The 16,475-nt window shown below is 59.1% G+C and carries 13 protein-coding genes; 10 read left to right on the top strand and 3 right to left on the bottom strand.

Annotated elements, in window-relative coordinates:
- Positions 1-50: 50 nt before the first annotated feature.
- Positions 51-1,259, top strand: a complete 1,209-nt coding sequence (locus QRN50_RS18820; protein ID WP_032657457.1) for an HlyD family secretion protein — start codon at positions 51-53, stop codon at positions 1,257-1,259.
- A 42-nt stretch (positions 1,260-1,301) separates the two neighbouring features.
- Positions 1,302-2,861 carry a DHA2 family efflux MFS transporter permease subunit gene (locus QRN50_RS18815; RefSeq protein WP_225650789.1) on the top strand — a complete coding sequence of 520 codons (1,560 nt, stop codon included), beginning with the start codon at positions 1,302-1,304 and terminating at the stop codon, positions 2,859-2,861.
- 698 nt (positions 2,862-3,559) lie between these two features.
- Here the strand turns inward: QRN50_RS18815 and lpxH are convergent.
- Complete coding sequence (gene lpxH / locus QRN50_RS18810; RefSeq protein ID WP_011267205.1) at positions 3,560-4,306, bottom strand: UDP-2,3-diacylglucosamine diphosphatase; 747 nt, start codon at positions 4,304-4,306, stop codon at positions 3,560-3,562.
- The gene (locus QRN50_RS18805; protein WP_003404493.1) at positions 4,303-4,806 is read right to left on the bottom strand and encodes a peptidylprolyl isomerase; all 504 of its coding nucleotides are present in this window, start codon (positions 4,804-4,806) and stop codon (positions 4,303-4,305) included. Before QRN50_RS18805 ends, lpxH begins: the two co-directional genes overlap by 4 nt.
- A 207-nt stretch (positions 4,807-5,013) precedes the next feature.
- Between QRN50_RS18805 and QRN50_RS18800 the strand changes: the two genes are divergently transcribed.
- Both QRN50_RS18800 and cysS read left to right on the top strand, forming a co-directional pair.
- Entirely contained in the window at positions 5,014-6,708 is a 1,695-nt protein-coding gene (locus QRN50_RS18800; RefSeq protein WP_024642214.1) for a glutamine--tRNA ligase/YqeY domain fusion protein, read from the top strand.
- Between the two features lie 24 nt (positions 6,709-6,732).
- Positions 6,733-8,115 carry a cysteine--tRNA ligase gene (cysS, locus tag QRN50_RS18795; protein WP_024639690.1) on the top strand — a complete coding sequence of 461 codons (1,383 nt, stop codon included), beginning with the start codon at positions 6,733-6,735 and terminating at the stop codon, positions 8,113-8,115.
- A 109-nt stretch (positions 8,116-8,224) separates the two neighbouring features.
- Here cysS and QRN50_RS18790 read toward each other — a convergent pair whose 3' ends face one another.
- The gene (locus tag QRN50_RS18790; protein ID WP_096127382.1) at positions 8,225-10,081 is read right to left on the bottom strand and encodes a sigma-54-dependent Fis family transcriptional regulator; all 1,857 of its coding nucleotides are present in this window, start codon (positions 10,079-10,081) and stop codon (positions 8,225-8,227) included.
- A 299-nt stretch (positions 10,082-10,380) separates the two neighbouring features.
- Between QRN50_RS18790 and QRN50_RS18785 the strand changes: the two genes are divergently transcribed.
- The 6 genes from QRN50_RS18785 (at position 10,381) to QRN50_RS18760 (ending at position 16,435) form a co-directional block, all read left to right on the top strand.
- Entirely contained in the window at positions 10,381-11,475 is a 1,095-nt protein-coding gene (locus QRN50_RS18785; protein WP_024642082.1) for an ABC transporter ATP-binding protein, read from the top strand.
- Positions 11,475-12,590 carry an ABC transporter ATP-binding protein gene (locus QRN50_RS18780; RefSeq protein WP_003404485.1) on the top strand — a complete coding sequence of 372 codons (1,116 nt, stop codon included), beginning with the start codon at positions 11,475-11,477 and terminating at the stop codon, positions 12,588-12,590. Before QRN50_RS18785 ends, QRN50_RS18780 begins: the two co-directional genes overlap by 1 nt.
- The gene (locus QRN50_RS18775) at positions 12,583-13,449 is read left to right on the top strand and encodes a carbohydrate ABC transporter permease (protein WP_002552729.1); all 867 of its coding nucleotides are present in this window, start codon (positions 12,583-12,585) and stop codon (positions 13,447-13,449) included. The genes QRN50_RS18780 and QRN50_RS18775 overlap by 8 nt, the downstream gene beginning before the upstream one ends.
- A gap of 10 nt (positions 13,450-13,459) precedes the next feature.
- Positions 13,460-14,260: a carbohydrate ABC transporter permease gene (locus QRN50_RS18770; protein WP_003315280.1), complete on the top strand. Its 801-nt coding sequence runs from the start codon at positions 13,460-13,462 to the stop codon at positions 14,258-14,260.
- 12 nt (positions 14,261-14,272) lie between these two features.
- Positions 14,273-14,545, top strand: coding sequence for a DUF2160 domain-containing protein (locus tag QRN50_RS18765; RefSeq protein WP_011267211.1), 273 nt, complete (start codon positions 14,273-14,275; stop codon positions 14,543-14,545).
- Between the two features lie 84 nt (positions 14,546-14,629).
- A complete protein-coding gene (locus QRN50_RS18760) occupies positions 14,630-16,435 on the top strand; it encodes an ABC transporter substrate-binding protein (protein ID WP_024639687.1) in 1,806 nt (601 codons plus the stop codon).
- The last annotated feature ends 40 nt before the right edge of the window (positions 16,436-16,475 follow it).

Genomic DNA, 16,475 nt, shown 5'->3' with positions numbered 1-16,475 from the left:
TGAGCCTGATCGCCGTCGTTCCGTCGCTTCGCTGATTAAAGGTAACTGCCATGGCCACTGCTGCCGCTGAAAACACATCTGCCCCGGCTCCTGAACAGGAGCCGAAGTCCGGCAAGCGCACGTTCATGCTGATCGGGCTTGCCATTGTCGTGGTGATCCTCGCACTGGGCATCTGGGCCTGGTACGAGATCTACGGCCAATGGAGCGAAGAGACCGACGACGCCTATGTGAATGGCAACGTGGTCGAAATCACCCCGCTGGTCACCGGAACCGTCATCAGTATTGGTGCGGACGATGGTGATCTGGTGCACGAAGGGCAGGTTCTGCTCAAGTTCGACCCGAGCGATGCCGAAGTCTCGCTGCAAAGCGCCGAGGCCAATCTGGGCAAGGTCGTGCGCCAGGTACGTGGCCTCTATAGCAATGTCGATGGCATGAGGGCGCAACTGGCCGCGCAGCGTGCTGCCGTGCAGACCGCTCAGGACAACTATAACCGCCGTCGCAGCCTCGCAGCCGGCGGGGCGATTTCCCAGGAAGAGCTGTCGCACGCCAGGGACAGCCTGACCAGCGCGCAGAGCGCCCTGAACAATATTCAGCAGCAATTGAGCACCAGCGTGGCGCTGGTCGATGACACCGTGGTGTCCTCGCACCCGGACGTCAAGGCAGCGGCTGCGCAGTTGCGTCAGGCCTACCTGACCAACGCACGTTCAACACTCGTGGCACCGGTCACCGGCTACGTGGCCAAGCGCACCGTGCAACTGGGGCAACGCATTCAGCCGGGCACCGCTACCATGGCGGTCATCCCGCTGGATCAGTTGTGGATCGATGCCAACTTCAAGGAGACCCAGTTGGGCAAGATGCGCATCGGTCAGCCGGTGGAGATCAGCTCCGACCTGTATGGCAGCGATGTGAAGTACAGCGGCACCATCGACAGCCTGGGGGCCGGTACCGGCAGTGCCTTTGCGTTGCTGCCGGCGCAGAACGCCACTGGCAACTGGATCAAGATTGTCCAGCGTGTGCCGGTGCGGGTGCACATCAATCCTGAAGAGCTGGCGAAGTACCCGTTGCGCATAGGCCTGTCGACCACGGTTGAGGTCAACCTGCACGACCAGAGCGGTCCGGTCCTGGCGCAACAGCCGCGCAAGCAGGCCGCTTTCAGCACTCAGGTGTACACCGAGCAGCTGGCTGACGCCGACGCGCTGATCGCCCGCCTGATTCATGAGAACAGTGCGCCCGGTGGCAAGACTGCCGTTCAGCGCTGAACCGCCAATCCGTGAGCCCCGGCCTGCTGGCCGGGGTGTCGCATTCGTCTTCAGGGATTCGCGATGAGCAACAACGCCCCCGCTTCTTTTACCCCGCCAAGTCTGTTGCTGTGCACCATCGGTCTGTCGCTGGCGACCTTCATGCAGGTGCTCGATACCACGATTGCCAACGTGGCGCTGCCGACCATCGCCGGCAACCTGGGCGTCAGTTCAGAGCAGAGCACCTGGGTGATCACCTCGTTTGCGGTCAGCAACGCGATTGCCTTGCCACTGACCGGCTGGCTCAGTCGCCGCTTCGGTGAGGTCAAGCTGTTCCTGTGGGCCACCATTCTGTTCGTGATCGCTTCGTTTCTGTGCGGCATTTCCCAGTCCATGCCGGAACTGGTGGGCTTCCGGGCGCTGCAGGGCATGGTCGCCGGGCCGCTGTACCCGATGAGTCAGACTCTGCTGATTGCGGTGTACCCGCCCGCCAAAAGGGGCATGGCTCTGGCATTGCTGGCGATGGTGACGGTAGTTGCACCCATTGCCGGGCCGATCCTCGGTGGCTGGATTACCGACAGTTACAGCTGGCCGTGGATCTTCTTCATCAACATTCCCATCGGTCTGTTCGCTGTGCTGGTAGTGCGTACGCAGCTGGCCAAGAGACCGGTCAGCACGGCTCGCCAACCGCTGGACTACATTGGCCTGCTGGCGCTGATCGTCGGTGTGGGTGCGCTGCAGATAGTCCTCGACAAGGGTAATGATCTGGACTGGTTCGAGTCGAACTTCATCATCTTCGGCTCGCTAATTTCGCTGGTGGCGCTGGTTTTCTTCGTCATCTGGGAAATGACCGACAAGCACCCGATCGTCAATCTGCGCCTGTTTGCCTACCGCAATTTCCGCATCGGCACGCTGGTCATGATCGGCGGCTATTCCGGCTTCTTCGGCATCAACCTGATATTGCCGCAGTGGTTGCAGACCCAGATGGGCTATACCGCGACCTGGGCGGGGCTGGCTGTCGCGCCGATTGGCATCCTGCCGGTACTGATGTCGCCCTTTGTCGGCAAGTACGCGCACAAGTTCGACCTGCGTCTGCTGGCCGGGCTGGCGTTTCTGGCGATGGGGCTGAGCTGCTTCATGCGTGCGGGCTTCAACACCGATGTGGATTTCGAACACGTGGCGATGGTGCAGTTGTTCATGGGCATCGGCGTGGCACTGTTCTTCATGCCGACCCTGAGCATTCTGCTGTCCGACCTGCCGCCTGATCAGATCGCCGATGGCTCCGGACTGGCAACCTTCCTGCGCACCCTGGGCGGCAGCTTCGCAGCATCGCTGACCACCTGGATCTGGATCCGCCGCGCCAACCAGCATCATGCCTACCTGAGCGAAAACATCAGCACCTTCGACCCCGCCACCCGCCACGCCCTCGACAGCCTGGGCGGCGCCAGCCCGCAAGCCTACGCGCAACTGGAGCAGACCCTCAACGCACAGGCCTACATGATGTCCACCGTGGATTACTTCTACCTGCTGGGCTGGATATTCGCCGGACTGATCCTGCTCGTCTGGCTGGCCAAACCCCCATTCGCCGCCAAGGCCGGGCCTGCGGCAGGCGGCGGGCACTAGTTTCTTGTGCGCCTATCTGAACCGTGTCTATGGCCAAACTGCTCTAAAGTGCTTTTTCAACCACGATGGCACAGACGACGCAGAACCGCTGTGTGACGCAGAGCGTCACGAACTGCATTCCCACGCGGAGCATGGGAACGATATTCAAAACAATCTCATGCCTTACCCGCAGCCACTGCCGCAAAAGTGTTTTTCAACCACGATGGCACTGACGACACAGATTGCGACGTAAGTGACGGCTGAGTCCTGACATTGATCCGGGGGAAACTCGGCAAGGATGCCGAGTTAGCTGCACCGGGCCAGGGATGGCCCGTTGCAGCGACCCCCGGATCAGTGTCAGGACGAAGGAACCCGACGAAGTCGGGCCGGAAACAGGAGCGGGGACTTTGCTCACTTTGGTCCCTCAAAGTGAGTCGCCGAGGGGCGAAAAGGTGACCTGAGCCTACTGCCAATCTACCTGATATCGCAGAACCGCCGTGTGACGCAGAGCGTCACGAAAGGCATTACCACGCGGAGCGTGGGAACGAGAGTCTGTGTCGAGCCCCAATCCAAAGGTGACCTGAGCCGAACCCCAATCCACCTGACATCGCAGAACCGCTGTGTGACGCAGAGCGTCACGAACTGCATTCCCACGCGGACCATGGGAACGATAGTCAACCGTCCAGCTTTTCGGGTTCAGTTCACGCGATCCCGCACCATCAATTCAACAGCGCAACCGTCTCGGGCACAAAGTCGAACGAACTCAGATTGAAACCCTGCTCATCGACTTGCAACACCCAGCCCTGACGATCCCAGTCACCCAGCACAATGCGCCTGGCCGCCTGATCGCCAATCTGCAACTTATGAATAGCCGGACGATGAGTGTGGCCGTGGACCAACGTACGCACACCGAACTGCTGCATGATTCGCGGCACCTCGTCCGGCGTCACATCGACAATATCATTGGCCTTCATACGGGTTTGTGCACGGCTTTCATTGCGCAACTTGCGCGCCAGCTTGTGCCGAGTACCCAGCGGCAAATGGCGCAAAATAAACAGCGTCAGCGGATGGCGCAGATAGCGGCGCATCCGGATATAGCCTTCATCGCGGGTGCACAGACTGTCGCCGTGCATCAGCAGCACCGGCTCACCGTTCAGTTGCACAACGCTCGGGTCGCTCAGCAGCGTGCAGCCCGCTGCCTTGCAGAAACCCTTGCCGAGCATGAAATCACGGTTGCCGTGCATCAGAAAAATTCGTGTGCCGCTGTCGCTCAATTCGCGCAGGGCCTTGCAGATCGAAAGCTGGAACGGCGACATCGCGTCGTCACCGATCCAGACTTCAAAGAAATCCCCGAGGATATACAGCGACTCGGCTTCGCGAGCGCGTCCTGCGAGCAGATCCAGAAACGCCCGGGTAATGTCCGGGCGCTCCTGTTCAAGATGCAGATCGGAGATCAGCAGTATCACTCAACGATCTCGGCTTTCTCGATGATCACGTCTTCTACCGGGACGTCCTGATGGCCGGCCTTGCTGGAAGTCGCCACGCCTTTGATCTTGTCGACCACGTCGGTGCCTTCGATCACTTCACCGAACACAGCGTAACCCCAGCCCTGAACGGTCTTGGCGCTGTGGTTCAGAAAGGCGTTGTCAGCGACGTTGATGAAGAACTGCGCAGAGGCCGAATGCGGTTCCATGGTACGGGCCATGGCGACGCTGTACTTCTTGTTCGGCAGACCGTTGTCGGCTTCGTTCTGGATGCTCGGGCGCTTGTCTTTCTTTTCTTTCATGCCAGGCTCGAAACCGCCGCCCTGAACCATGAAATTGCCGATCACACGGTGGAAAACCGTGTTTTCGTAGTGGCCGGCTTTAACGTATTCGATGAAGTTGGCAACGGTCAGCGGCGCTTTTTCTTCGTTCAGTTGCAGCACGATGTCGCCGTGGTTGGTAGTCAGCTTTACATTAGGCATTTGGGAAGTCGCTCTCTAGTCATGCATGAATGGGCGGATTATGACCCTGACGCGCAGTTTACAGACGAGGTTACATTTTTCAGCGCTTTTGCAGCTTTTATGCCTTCAAATACGCAGTCTGTTGTCAGGGACTTGACAGCTTCGGCTATGATAAGCGCTTTGATTTAGTCGGCCTACCCTGGCCGCGCACGTATGTCCAAGGATCCTATGAGCAAGCCCACTCCAGAACCCGCTGCCCATTCAAAGGCAGGTCCAGCCGTACCGACCAATTTCCTGCGTCCTATCGTGCAGGCAGACCTGGACTCGGGCAAGCACAGCAAAATCGTGACCCGCTTTCCGCCGGAGCCCAACGGCTACCTGCACATCGGTCACGCCAAGTCGATCTGCGTGAACTTCGGTCTGGCCCAGGAGTTCGGTGGCGATACGCACCTGCGTTTCGATGACACCAACCCGGCCAAGGAAGACCAGGAATACATCGACGCCATCATGAGTGACGTCAAGTGGCTGGGCTTCGAGTGGGCGGGCGAAGTGCGCTACGCCTCGCAGTATTTCGACCAGTTGCACGACTGGGCGGTCGAGCTGATCAAGGCAGGCAAGGCCTATGTGGACGATCTGACCCCCGAGCAGGCGCGCGAATATCGCGGCACCCTGACCGAGCCGGGCAAGAACAGTCCGTTCCGCGAGCGTAGCGTCGAGGAAAACCTCGACCTGTTCGCGCGCATGAAAGCCGGTGAGTTCGAGGATGGCGCTCGCGTACTGCGCGCCAAAATCGACATGGCCTCGCCGAACATGAACCTGCGTGACCCGATCATCTACCGCATTCGCCATGCGCATCACCATCAGACCGGCGACAAGTGGTGCATCTATCCGATCTATGACTTCACCCACGGTCAGTCGGATGCCCTCGAAGGCATCACCCACTCGATCTGCACCCTGGAGTTCGAAAGCCATCGTCCGCTGTACGACTGGTTTCTCGACAACCTGCCGGTGCCGTGCAAGCCGCGTCAGTATGAGTTCTCGCGCCTGAACCTGAACTACACCATCACCAGCAAGCGCAAGCTCAAGCAACTGGTTGACGAGAAACACGTCAATGGCTGGGATGACCCACGCATGTCGACGCTGTCGGGCTTCCGTCGCCGTGGCTACACGCCCAAATCGATTCGCAATTTCTGCGAAATGATCGGCACCAACCGCTCTGATGGCGTGGTCGATTTCGGCATGCTCGAATTCAGCATCCGCGACGACCTGGACCACAGCGCGCCGCGCGCCATGTGCGTGCTGCGCCCGCTGAAAGTGGTCATCACCAACTACCCGGAAGGCCAGGTCGAGAAGCTGGAACTGCCGCGCCACCCGAAAGAAGATCTGGGCATGCGCGAGCTGCCGTTCTCGCGGGAGCTGTACATCGATCGCGACGATTACATGGAAGAGCCGCCGAAGGGCTACAAGCGTCTTGAGCCCAATGGTGAAGTGCGTTTGCGCGGCAGCTATGTGATCCGTGCCGATGAGGCGATCAAGGATGCCGACGGCAACATCATCGAGCTGCGTTGCTCCTACGACCCGGAAACGTTGGGCAAGAACCCTGAAGGCCGCAAGGTCAAGGGCGTCGTGCACTGGGTGCCGGCAGCCGAGAGCGTAGAGTGCGAAGTGCGTTTGTACGATCGTCTGTTCCGTTCGCCGAACCCTGAAAAAGCCGAAGAGGGCGCAAGCTTTCTGGACAACATCAACCCGGACTCCCTGCAAGTACTGACCGGTTGTCGCGCCGAGCCTTCATTGGCGCAAGCGCAACCGGAAGACCGTTTCCAGTTCGAACGCGAAGGTTATTTCTGCGCGGACATCAAGGACTCCAAACCCGGTCGACCTGTCTTCAACCGCACCGTGACGTTGCGGGATTCCTGGACCTGATGCTGTACGTTTGAGGGGGAGCACGTGCTTTCTATCTACAACACGCTCACCAAGAGCAAAGAAGTTTTCAAGCCGCTGGATGGCAACAAGGTGCGCATGTACGTCTGCGGGATGACCGTGTACGACTACTGCCACCTGGGCCATGGCCGCAGCATGGTTGCGTTCGATCTGGTGACGCGCTGGTTGCGCTTCAGCGGTTATGAACTGACCTATGTGCGCAACATTACCGATATCGACGACAAGATCATCAACCGGGCGCGGGAAAACGGTGAGTCGTTCGACGCACTGACCGCGCGCATGATCGAGGCCATGCACGAGGACGAGGCGCGCCTCAACATCCTCAAGCCGGACATGGAGCCGCGTGCCACCGACCATATCCCTGGCATGCACGCCATGATCCAGACCCTGATCGACAAGGGCTATGCTTACGCGCCGGGTAACGGCGATGTGTATTACCGGGTCGGCAAGTTTCAGGGTTACGGCAAGCTGTCGCGCAAGAAGATCGAAGACCTGCGCATCGGCGCACGCATCGAAGTGGACGAGTCCAAGGAAGATCCGCTGGACTTCGTCCTTTGGAAGGGCGTCAAGCCGGGCGAGCCAAGCTGGGAATCGCCCTGGGGTGCAGGGCGTCCAGGCTGGCATATCGAGTGCTCGGTGATGTCGACCTGCTGCCTGGGCGAGACTTTCGATATTCATGGTGGCGGCAGCGATCTGGAGTTTCCGCACCATGAAAACGAAATCGCCCAGAGCGAAGCGGCCACCGGCAAGACCTACGCCAATGCCTGGTTGCACTGCGGCATGATTCGTATCAATGGCGAGAAGATGTCCAAGTCCCTGAACAACTTCTTTACCATTCGCGACGTGCTGGAGAAATACCACCCGGAAGTGGTGCGTTACCTGCTGGTGTCGAGCCACTACCGCAGCGCGATCAACTATTCCGAAGACAGCCTGCGTGAGTCGAAGGCGGCACTGGAGCGTTTCTATCACGCGCTCAAGGGCCTGCCGGTCGCCGAACCTGCGGGTGGCGAGGCGTTCGTCGAGCGTTTCAGCACGGCGATGAACGATGACTTCGGTACGCCTGAAGCTTGTGCGGTGCTGTTCGAGATGGTTCGCGAGATCAATCGTCTGCGCGAATCCGATGTCGCAGCGGCGGCGGGTCTGGCGGCACGTTTGAAGCAACTGGCCAGCGTGCTGGGTGTTCTGCAGCTCGAAGCCGACGACTTTTTGCGCGCTGGCGCGGAAGGACGGGTCGATGCGGCTGAAGTGGAGGCGCTGATTCAAGCGCGTCTGGCGGCGCGTGCCGCAAAAGACTGGGCCGAGTCCGACCGTATCCGCGACCAGATCACTGCCATGGGTGTGCTTCTGGAAGACGGCAAGGGCGGCACGACCTGGCGTCTGGCGGACTGATCAAGGACTGTTCCTGAAACACTATTGTGCCCATGCTCCGCATGGGCATGCTGTTCTGGACGCTCCGCGTCCTGTCCTCGATGATGTGCTGCCTGCCGAGCGTCAAACACTAAACGATCCGCTGCTCCCGCAACCGCTTGTACAGCGTGTTACGGCTGACGCCCAGACGTTTGGCCAGCTGTGAAATATTCCCGCCTGCCGCTTGAAACAATTGGCCGAGGTCTTCGCTCGAGTGAAGGCGCGTGGCCGACTCCTGAGTCCTGACCGGGGCACGGCATTCCTCATCCGCGTGAGCGTCGAGCAGAAAGTCCTCGGGCAGATGGTCAGTGCCGATCGGCTGTTCGTCGGCCAGTGCCAGCGCCACCTGAATCACGCTGTTGAGCTGACGCAGGTTGCCCGGCCAGGGGTGATGCTCGAATAATTCAAGCACTTCTCTGGAAAAGCCCGCGCGCTGGTGAGCATCACGGTGCCGCTCCCAGATTCGCTGGATCAGCGCATGTTTGTCAGTCCGCTCGCGCAGGGGCGGGAGTTCGATGCTCAGGCCGCTGATCCGATAATAAAGATCCTGGCGAAAAAGGCCCGCCTGGACCTGATCGCGCAGGCCCCGGTTGGTGGCTGAAATCAGCCGTATATCGACCGGATACAGCTCGCTGCTGCCCAATGGCTGAACGCAGCGCTCTTGCAGCACACGCAGCAGTCGCGCCTGTACCGGCATCGGCATGTCGCCCACTTCGTCGAGAAACAGCGTGCCTTTGTCGGCCTTGCGGATCAGGCCGATGCTGCCTTTCTGGTTGGCCCCGGTGAAGGCGCCTCTTTCATAGCCAAACAGCTCGGCCTCGACCAGGTCGGCCGGGATCGCTGCACAGTTGACCGCGATCAGCGGCTGGCTGGCGCGCACACTGGCCTGATGCAGGGCTTTGACAAACACTTCCTTGCCGACCCCGGTTTCACCATGAATGAGCAGCGGGATGTCTTTTTCCAGCAGCCGCTGCGCCTGACGCACAGCCTTCTCGACTTTCGCATCGCCCATGCTGATGGCCTGCAGGTCAAGGTTTCGTGATGGTGCTGCAGGCACCTGCGCAGCCTGGACGCAATGCAGCTTCAATGGTTTGCGAGTCGGGCGTTTGAGCAGGCACTGAAAGCGATTGTTGCCAAATGCATGCAGCGCAAACGGACGCGCTTCGGTCTCTCTGAGCAGTTGCAGGATCGGACACTTGAACAGCGTCTCGATGCTGGCACCGGCCGGAGTCGTCCCCAGCAAGGCGTCGGCACGCCGATTGGCGCACAGGATCTGGCCGCTTTCGTCAAAAATCAGCAGGCCAGCCCATTGGCTGTCGAGGTTGTTCAGGCCGGTATTGAAGATCAGCTGGAAGTGGGAATCGCGAAACTGGTCGAGGATCAGGCGGTTTTCCACCGACTGGCTCATCATTTTGACCATGCCCAGCGTGTGCGAGGGTGGCAGGAAGCTGTCGCTGGACACATCCAGCACGGCGATGATGCGCCTGTCTGCGTCGAAGATCGGTGAGGCCGAACCGGTCATGAAACGGTTGGCCTTGAGGAAATGCTCGTCCGGTTCAATATGGATGGCCTCTTCGCAGGCCAGCGCCGTGCCGATGGCGTTGGTGCCCGTGCCGCGTTCGTTCCAGCTGGCACCTGGCATGAAGCCTTGAGCCTGGGACGATTCGACGAAGCGTTGTGCACCCCATGACTTGAGCAACTGACCTTGAGGGTCGGCCAGCAGAATCAGACAGCTGGAGTTGCTGAGAATGTTTTCGTAGACCGGCAGGACCTCCTGATGGGTGGTCTGTACCAGTCCGTGATGGCGCTCCAGCAGCCTGGAAACCTCCGTCCCCGGCAATTGGCCGAATGAGGGGCGCGTCTGATGATTGAGGCCGAAGTCCCGGCAGCGGGTCCATGAATCCTGAATGATGATGTCGTGAGCAAGCGAAGCGCTGGTTTGAGACATGAGGATGCCTGCGAATGTGACGTATTGTTTTTGTTTTTAGGTCCCGTCGGCGTGACCATCCTTGCCCGCAACGTCCGTCCAGTGTCGTTCAGTTGTGTTCAAAGTCAATGTTCATTTTGTTCAAGTGTTCAGCCTTTTCTGTTCATTATTGTTCAGCTGTGAAAGGCGTTTCGTCCCCTGAATACGGGCGAACGCTCTGTTTCGGGCTTCACCGGCGATCCGCCTGAGCTGGCACGAATGTCGCTATCTGCAAACAGTCACGCATTCACCCTTAAGAAAAAAACAACAAAGGGCACGCCATGTCACTCACGCTGGAGCATGTCAGTCGCGCCGTCGATGGTCAGGTCTGGATCGACAACGCTTCCCTGAGCTTTGAGCCGGGATCATTCAACGTTCTGCTGGGGCGCACCCTGTCCGGCAAAACCAGCCTGATGCGCCTGATGGCCGGGCTGGACAAGCCGGACAGCGGGCGAGTGCTGATGAACGGAGTCGATGTCACCCATCGTCCGGTTCGCCTGCGCAACGTCTCGATGGTTTATCAGCAGTTCATCAATTACCCGAGCATGACGGTGTTCGAAAACATCGCTTCGCCGCTGCGTCAGGCGGGTCTTTCCAAAGACGTGATCCACAGCCGGGTGCAGGAAACCGCGAAGATGCTGCGCATCGAAAAATTCCTGCAACGCCACCCCCTCGAACTATCCGGCGGGCAGCAGCAGCGCACCGCGATGGCCAGGGCGCTGGTCAAGGACGCCGAACTGATCCTCTTCGACGAACCGTTGGTCAACCTCGATTACAAGCTGCGCGAAGAGCTGCGCCAGGAAATGCGCGAGCTGTTTGCCGCTCGCCATACCATCGCCATATACGCCACCACCGAGCCCAATGAAGCGCTGGCGCTGGGCGGCACCACCACCATCCTGCATGAGGGGCGGGTGGTGCAGAGCGGCAAGACCCCCGAGGTCTATCATCGACCTGCGACTGTGCTGGCCGCCGAGCTGTTCTCCGAACCGCCGATCAACCTCATGCCGGGCCGTATAGAAGGCAATGAAGTCAGCTTCGCCAACTTCGTGCATTTCCCGCTCAACGTCGACCTGCGGGCCGTCGGCGATGGCGAGTATCGTTTCGGCGTGCGCCCCAGCCATTTGAGCCTGGTGCCGTCCAACGATGACGACCTGGAACTGGCGGTTACTGTCGAACTGGCGGAAATCAGCGGCTCGGAAACCTTCCTGCATGTGCGCAACGAGCTGTTCTCGCTGGTCCTGCATCTGCCAGGCGTGCATGCCTATGACGTCGATGCGGCGATTCGGGTGTACATCCCGACCCACAAATTGTTTGTATTCGATCAGCAGGGCGGCCTGATTCAGGCGCCGGGCCTGCGTATGGCGAGGGTTGCCTGATGGCCGAGATCCGCTTGCAGAACCTGGCGCACAGCTACAGCGCCAAGCCTGGCCCTGATGACTATGCCATTCGCGAGATGAGCCACGTCTGGGAGCAGGGTGGTGCCTACGCGCTGCTCGGGCCTTCCGGGTGTGGCAAGTCAACGCTGCTCAATATCATTTCCGGTCTGCTCAGTCCGTCGCAGGGGCAGGTGCTGTTCGACTCGAAAATCGTCAATGAGCTGCCCCCGGAACGCCGCAACATCGCTCAGGTTTTCCAGTTTCCGGTGATCTACGACACCATGACCGTGTTCGATAATCTGGCTTTTCCGCTGCGCAATCAGGGCATGGATGAGGCGCGAATTCTCATCAAGGTCAACGAAATTGCCGATGTCCTGGACCTGCAGCCGCTGCTGAAAAAGAAGGCGCGCAACCTCAGTGCGGACGAAAAGCAGAAAGTCTCCATGGGTCGCGGGCTGGTGCGCGATGACGTGTCGGCGATCCTCTTCGACGAACCGCTGACCGTGATCGATCCGCACCTGAAGTGGAAACTGCGGCGCAAGCTCAAGCAGATCCACGAGCAGTTCAATATCACCATGGTTTACGTCACCCACGATCAACTGGAGGCGTCGACCTTCGCCGACAAGATCGCCGTGATGTATGGCGGACAGATCGTCCAGTTCGGCACGCCGCGGGAGCTGTTCGAAAAGCCGTCGCACACTTTTGTCGGCTATTTCATCGGCAGCCCGGGGATGAATCTGATTGACGTTACGCCGCAGCCGGGCGGTGTCGGTTTTTCCGATATTCACCTGCCGTTGCCTGAGTCGTTGCAGCAAAAACTGGCCAATACGCCGTGGAAAACTCTGAAAGTGGGTATTCGTCCTGAGTTCGTGCATGTCTGGGACGGACCTTACGACGATGCGATGTGCGCCGACGTGACCTATGTGGAAGACCTCGGCACCTACAAGATCATCACTCTGAAACTGGCCGGACAACTGCTGAAGGTGCGTCTGCAGGAAGACAAACCGGTACCGCAAGGCCAGGCCTGGATCAGCTTTCCGGGGCAATGGCTGATGCTCTATGCAGATGATTACCTGCTCGAAGCCGGCCCTGCCAGTGAGGTGTCCCATGCGTAAGGTTCAGAACAACAAGGCCTGGTGGCTGGTGATGCCGGTGTTTCTGCTGGTGGCATTCAGCGCGATTATCCCGATGATGACCGTGGTCAACTATTCGGTGCAGGACATCTTCGACCAGTCCAGTCGCTATTTCGTCGGCACCGACTGGTTCCGGCAGGTCCTGCAGGACCCGCGTCTGCACGACTCGCTGCTGCGTCAGTTCATTTATTCGGGCTGTGTACTGCTGATCGAGATCCCGCTGGGTATCGCGATTGCCCTGACCATGCCGACCAAGGGCCGCTGGTCGTCGCTGTGCCTGATCGTGATGACCATTCCACTGCTGATCCCGTGGAACGTGGTCGGCACGATCTGGCAGATCTTCGGCCGTGGTGATATCGGCTTGCTGGGTTACACGCTGAACAACGTGCTGGGCATCAACTACAACTACGCCGCCAATGCCTCGGACGCCTGGGTGACGGTGCTGGTCATCGACGTCTGGCACTGGACCTCGCTGGTGGCTCTGCTTTGCTATTCAGGGCTGCGGGCGATTCCGGATGTGTATTACCAGGCGGCACGCATCGATCGGGCGTCCGGCTGGGCGATCTTCCGGCATATCCAGTTGCCGAAGATGAAAAGCGTGCTGCTGATTGCGGTGATGTTGCGCTTCATGGACAGCTTCATGATCTACACCGAGCCGTTCGTACTGACCGGTGGCGGGCCGGGCAACTCCACCACCTTCCTCAGTCAGACCCTGACCACCATGGCGCTCGGGCAGTTCGACCTGGGGCCTGCGGCGGCGTTCTCGCTGGTGTATTTCCTGATCATTCTGTTGGTGTCATGGGTGTTCTACACCGCCATGACTCACAGCGAAAAGAATTGAGGGGCTGGTCATGAGTCTGCGCAAAATCATACCGCTGTGGATTTACCTGTTGTTTCTGCTGGTGCCGATCTACTGGCTGATCAACATGTCGTTCAAGACCAATACCGAGATCCTCGGTGGTCTGACCCTGTGGCCGCAGGATTTCACCCTGGCCAATTACAAGGTGATCTTCACCGACGAAAGCTGGTACAGCGGCTACCTCAACTCGTTGTATTACGTGTGCCTCAATACCGTGATATCGCTGAGCGTCGCACTGCCGGCAGCCTACGCGTTTTCACGCTATCGTTTTCTCGGCGACAAGCACCTGTTCTTCTGGCTGCTGACCAACCGCATGGCGCCACCGGCAGTATTCCTGCTGCCGTTTTTCCAGCTGTATTCGTCCATCGGCCTATTTGACACGCACATCGCCGTGGCACTGGCGCACTGTCTGTTCAACGTTCCGCTGGCCGTATGGATTCTGGAGGGCTTCATGTCCGGCGTTCCCAAGGAGATCGATGAAACGGCCTACATCGACGGTTACAGCTTTCCCAAGTTTTTCGTGAAGATTTTCATCCCGCTGATTGGCTCGGGAATCGGTGTCACCGCCTTTTTCTGCTTCATGTTTTCCTGGGTCGAGCTGTTGTTGGCGCGCACCCTGACTTCGGTGAACGCCAAGCCGATCGCTGCGGTGATGACCCGCACCGTGTCGGCATCGGGTATCGATTGGGGGGTGCTGGCGGCGGCAGGGGTGTTGACCATCCTGCCGGGCATGCTGGTGATCTGGTTCGTTCGCAACCATGTGGTCAAGGGCTTTGCTCTTGGTCGTGTCTGAGGAGTCGAAAAAATGGAGTGGATGTCCTGGACACTGCCCACTGCGTCCTTCTTCATCAGCATTGCGCTGCTGCTGGCAGGGATGACCGTATGGGAGCTGCGCTCGGCCAGTATCGAGCGTCGCGGTTTTCTGCCGATTGCCACCACGCGTGGCGACCGTCTTTTCATCGGGCTTCTGGGCAGCGCTTATCTGCATCTGCTGGTGATCGGCGCGACGGACTGGAGCATCTGGATCGCTTCGGGGGCTTCCCTGGTGTGGCTGTTGGTGGTGATGCGTTGGGGGTAGAGAGCGGCCGGGCGTGGCTGCCGGGGTGATCCGGTCGGCAGTATTGAAAAAGCGGGACTACATGAAAGCAACCTGGAGATGACTATGTTCAATAAGAAAAACAAGCTGCAACATAGCGTGACGCTGGCAACCATGATCATGCTCAGCGGGTTGAGTGTGTCGGCATGGGCGGATCAGTACGAAGATGCGGCGAAGAAGTGGGCGGCGAGCGAGTTCAAGCCGAGCACGCTCTCTGATGCCGAGCAGTTGAAAGAGCTGGAGTGGTTCATCGAAGCGGCCAAGCCGTTTCGTGGCATGGACATCAAGGTGGTGTCGGAAACCCTGACCACCCATGAATACGAGTCCAAGACCCTGGCCAAGGCGTTCACCGAAATCACCGGTATCAAAGTCACCCATGACTTGCTGCAGGAAGGTGATGTCATCGAGAAGCTGCAGACCGCCATGCAGTCTGACAAAAGCATCTACGACGGCTGGGTCAACGACTCGGACCTGATCGGTACGCACTTCCGCTACGGCAAGGCCCTGTCTCTGACCGACCTGATGGCCAGTCCGGAAGGCAGTAAAGTCACCTCGCCGACGCTGGACCTGAAAGACTTCATCGGCACTTCGTTTACCACCTCTCCCGAAGTCAAGAACGCTTCGGGTAAAGTCATTGTCGAATCGAAGCTGTACCAATTGCCCGATCAGCAGTTCGCCAACCTGTACTGGTTCCGTGCCGACTGGTTCGAGCGTCCTGATCTGAAAAAGAAATTCAAGGACAAATACGGTTACGAGCTGGGTGTTCCGGTCAACTGGTCGGCTTATGAAGACATCGCCAAATTCTTCAGCGAAGACGTCAAGGAGATCGACGGCAAGAAAGTCTTCGGGCACATGGACTATGGCAAGAAAGACCCGTCACTGGGCTGGCGTTTCACCGATGCCTGGTTCTCCATGGCGGGCAGCGGCGACAAGGGTTTGCCTAACGGTCTGCCGGTGGACGAGTGGGGTATTCGCGTCGAAGACTGCCATCCGGTCGGTTCCAGCATCACCCGCGGTGGTGACACCAACGGCCCGGCGGCAGTGTTCGCCACGCAGAAATACATCGACTGGCTGAAAGCCTATGCGCCGCCGGAAGCGGCGGGCATGACCTTCTCCGAATCCGGGCCGGTGCCTTCGCAGGGTAACGTCGCGCAACAGATCTTCTGGTACACCGCCTTTACCGCCGACATGACCAAGCCGGGTCTGCCTGTCATGAACGCCGATGGCACGCCGAAATGGCGCATGGCACCTTCGCCAAAAGGCCCTTACTGGAAAGAAGGCATGAAGCTCGGCTATCAGGACGTGGGTTCGTGGACCTTCCTGAAGTCGTCTGACGAGAAAAAGCGTCTGGCGGCGTGGCTGTATGCGCAATTCGTGACTTCGAAGAGCGTTTCACTGAAGAAAACCATCGTCGGCCTGACGCCGATTCGCGAGTCGGACATCAACTCCAAGGAAATGACCGCGCTGGCGCCGAAGCTGGGTGGTCTGGTGGAGTTCTATCGCAGCCCGGCCCGCGTGCAATGGTCGCCTACCGGCACCAACGTGCCTGACTATCCGAAGCTGGCACAGCTGTGGTGGAGCCATGTGGCCGAGGCGGTCACTGGCGAGAAGACTGCGCAGGAGGCCCTCGACGGTCTGGCCAAGGACCAGGATGCGATCATGATGCGCATCCAGCGTTCTGAGGTGCAGGAACCCAGCAAATGTGCACCGAAGATGAATAAGGAAACCACTGCGGAAGTCTGGTACAAGAAGGCCGAAGAGAGCAACGGCGAGTTCCTCGCGCCACAGCGCAAGCTGGCCAACGAGAAACCCAAGGGTGAAACCATCGCCTATGCGGACTTGCTGAAAAGCTGGGAAGCAGCCAGGAAGTAAGTTTTTTCGGGAATGAAAAAACGGCACCTCAGGTGCCGTT

This window comes from Pseudomonas sp. MEJ108, from assembly GCF_030208985.1.
Taxonomy (GTDB): Bacteria; Pseudomonadota; Gammaproteobacteria; order Pseudomonadales; family Pseudomonadaceae; genus Aquipseudomonas; species Aquipseudomonas fragariae.
Note: the sequence above shows the minus strand (reverse complement) of the source record. Positions and strands in the feature narration are given on the sequence as shown.